This is a genomic window from Protofrankia sp. Cr1 (genome assembly GCF_963555865.1).
Lineage (GTDB): Bacteria > Actinomycetota > Actinomycetes > Frankiales > Frankiaceae > Protofrankia.
The window spans coordinates 7,776-9,969 of the sequence record NZ_CAUVXO010000200.1 but is presented as its reverse complement, the minus strand read 5'-3'; the positions used below and the strand labels follow the sequence as shown (position 1 = coordinate 9,969).

General features: G+C 67.7%; 1 protein-coding gene and 1 pseudogene. Both read right to left on the bottom strand.

Going from position 1 to position 2,194, the window contains the following annotated elements; all coding sequences use genetic code 11:
* Nucleotides 1–345 (bottom strand): annotated as a pseudogene (locus U9980_RS15965) (hypothetical protein); the annotation flags it as partial.
* 232 nt (nucleotides 346–577) lie between these two features.
* Nucleotides 578–2,137 (bottom strand): sulfatase-like hydrolase/transferase, encoded by a 1,560-nt coding sequence (locus U9980_RS15960; RefSeq protein ID WP_322768644.1) that lies wholly within the window; start codon nucleotides 2,135–2,137, stop codon nucleotides 578–580.
* Nucleotides 2,138–2,194: the final 57 nt, after the last annotated feature.

Genomic DNA, 2,194 nt, shown 5'->3' with positions numbered 1-2,194 from the left:
CGATGCGACAGACCCTGTTCCCGGTGACGCGGAGTAGCCGGCAAGGGTGAGATAGCGCCCATCACTGGACAGGCTGAGCTGCCCCTCAGAGGATGCGGACCCGCTCAACGTAAGGGGACGATTACCCCCGCTCGCGGCCGTCGGCAACGCAATCGGCGTCCCGGTCACGCCCGTCGACAACATCGGCATGATGGAGACCGCGGAAGCCCCAGACGTCGTCCCGTTTACCGACACCACGTCGATCACATCCGGCGTCGCCGCCGAGGCGGAAACCGCGGGTCCCAGGCCGCTCAACAGCGTCCCGGCCAGCAACGACAACAACGCGAATACCGACGTTCGCTTCACGTGCCCATCCCCCCGTTATGGCAACAGCACGTCACACTGGACCGCTGGCCGGCAAAGGGGTGACAGTCGGCCTTCCTGTTCGGTCACTATTCATCCAAGGCCGTCCTCGCATTCATCGTTCATTGTCAGAAATGCGACAAAGCGGACATTGGCGTGTCCATTCGCGGGTCTGGCCCGTGATGGTGCTGTCAGGGGGCTGCGGCGACATCCACGCCCCTATTGCCGGGCACTCTTACGCATGTGCCGTCCCCCCACCCTGAAGCTCGTCGGCGATCAGCTGGTTCACCAGGTCGTTCAGGTCCTTCAGCAGGCTCGCCCGCGATGGGTCGTTGGCGAGGTTGTGCAGCTCACCCGGGTCGGCCAGGCGGTCATAGCACTCGAAGGTGTAGCCGGACGGCGGGCCGTCGATGCCATCGGGAGTGGTGTACCGGCCGAAGCTGTAGCGCGCGGTCAACACCCCCCGGATGCAGTACCGCAGCCCTGGCAGCCCGAGTCCGCTGCTGGTCGCGTCCGACGTCACCAACAGACTGGTACGGACCGACCCGCCTGGCTGGTCGAGCAGGACCGTGAGGTCATGGCCGACCAGCGGGCCGAAGGCCGTGGCGTCGATCCCGGCGAGCGAGGCCAGGGTGGGCACGACGTCGATGTGCGAGGTGAGAGCCGTCGAGGTGCTGCCATGGGTGGCCGGACGCCGCGGATCGGCGATCACCAACGGCACCCGTAGGTTCTCCTGGTAGATCATCGCTCCTTTCTGTCGTAGCCCGTGTCCGCCGCCCATTTCGCCGTGATCGGCCAACCGGACCACGACCGTGTCGGCGGCCCGACCGGAGGCGTCGAGTGCGTCGAGCACGCCGCTCATCAGCACGTCGGTACGCCGCAGCAATTCCAGGTACCAGTTCCCCCACTGCCGCCACTGGTGTGCGTCGTCGGGGGCCGTGACCGCGTTCGGCATCGCGCCGCCGACCGCCTCGTTCTCACCCCGCCACACGGTCTGAACCGGCGGCTTCGAGGACAGGTCCGACTCGAAGTTCGTCGGCACCGCGGCGCCGTAGTCGGGCACGTCATCGAGCCGGTAGAAGCGTGGGCAGAACATCATGTCGTGCGGGTTGACGAAGCTGACCACACACAGCCATGGCTGGCTGTCAGCGGCGTGCGCGGCGAGCCATGCCTCGGCCTGCTGGGCGACGCCCGGGTCCTGCTGGGTTCCCTCATTCGGGGTACCACCGGCGAGTAGGTCGATCGCCTCGTCGAAGCCGTAGGGGGTGAGGTAGGCCGGGTCGGTGGTGATGTTCTGGGTCAGGTGCCACTTGCCGATGTAACAGGTGTGGTAACCGGCGGCCTTCACCATGGTGCCCAGCGTGGGGATCGTCGCGGACAGGTCCGGCTGCGCCGCGCCGACGTTGTCCAAAACGCCGTTGACCGGCGCATGTAGGCCGGTGAACACGGTGGACCGGGCGGGGGAGCAGGGGGCTGTCGGTGTGTGATGCAGGCCGAAGGTCACCCCGTCGCCCGCCACCCGGTCGCGGGCCGGCAGGCTGAATCCGCTGGGAAGCACGACTTCCGTGCGCTCCTGGTCGGTCATGAGGATCAGCAGGTTGGGCCGGCTTCCGGTCGCATCGGCGGTTGGTTGCGCGGCGGCGGCTGGGCGGGCCGCGAACACCCCCGCGCCGATCGGCAGTGTCGCGGCGGCCAGCCCGGCCCCGAGGAAACGCCGCCGGGAGGTGCGTCGTTGTTCGGCCGAGCCTGGTTGCGGGTCGGTGCGGTGGGGTGGGATCGACGGGGGCTTGCTCATGATGAACGCTCCAGAGAACCGTGGGATGTGCGGCTGACTTGTCAGGCAACACCCGCA

Bases quoted from the DNA above. Each gene is read 5' to 3' on its own strand.
- U9980_RS15960 (WP_322768644.1), bottom strand. From the start codon at position 2,137: ATGAGCAAGCCCCCGTCGATCCCACCCCACCGCACCGACCCGCAACCA.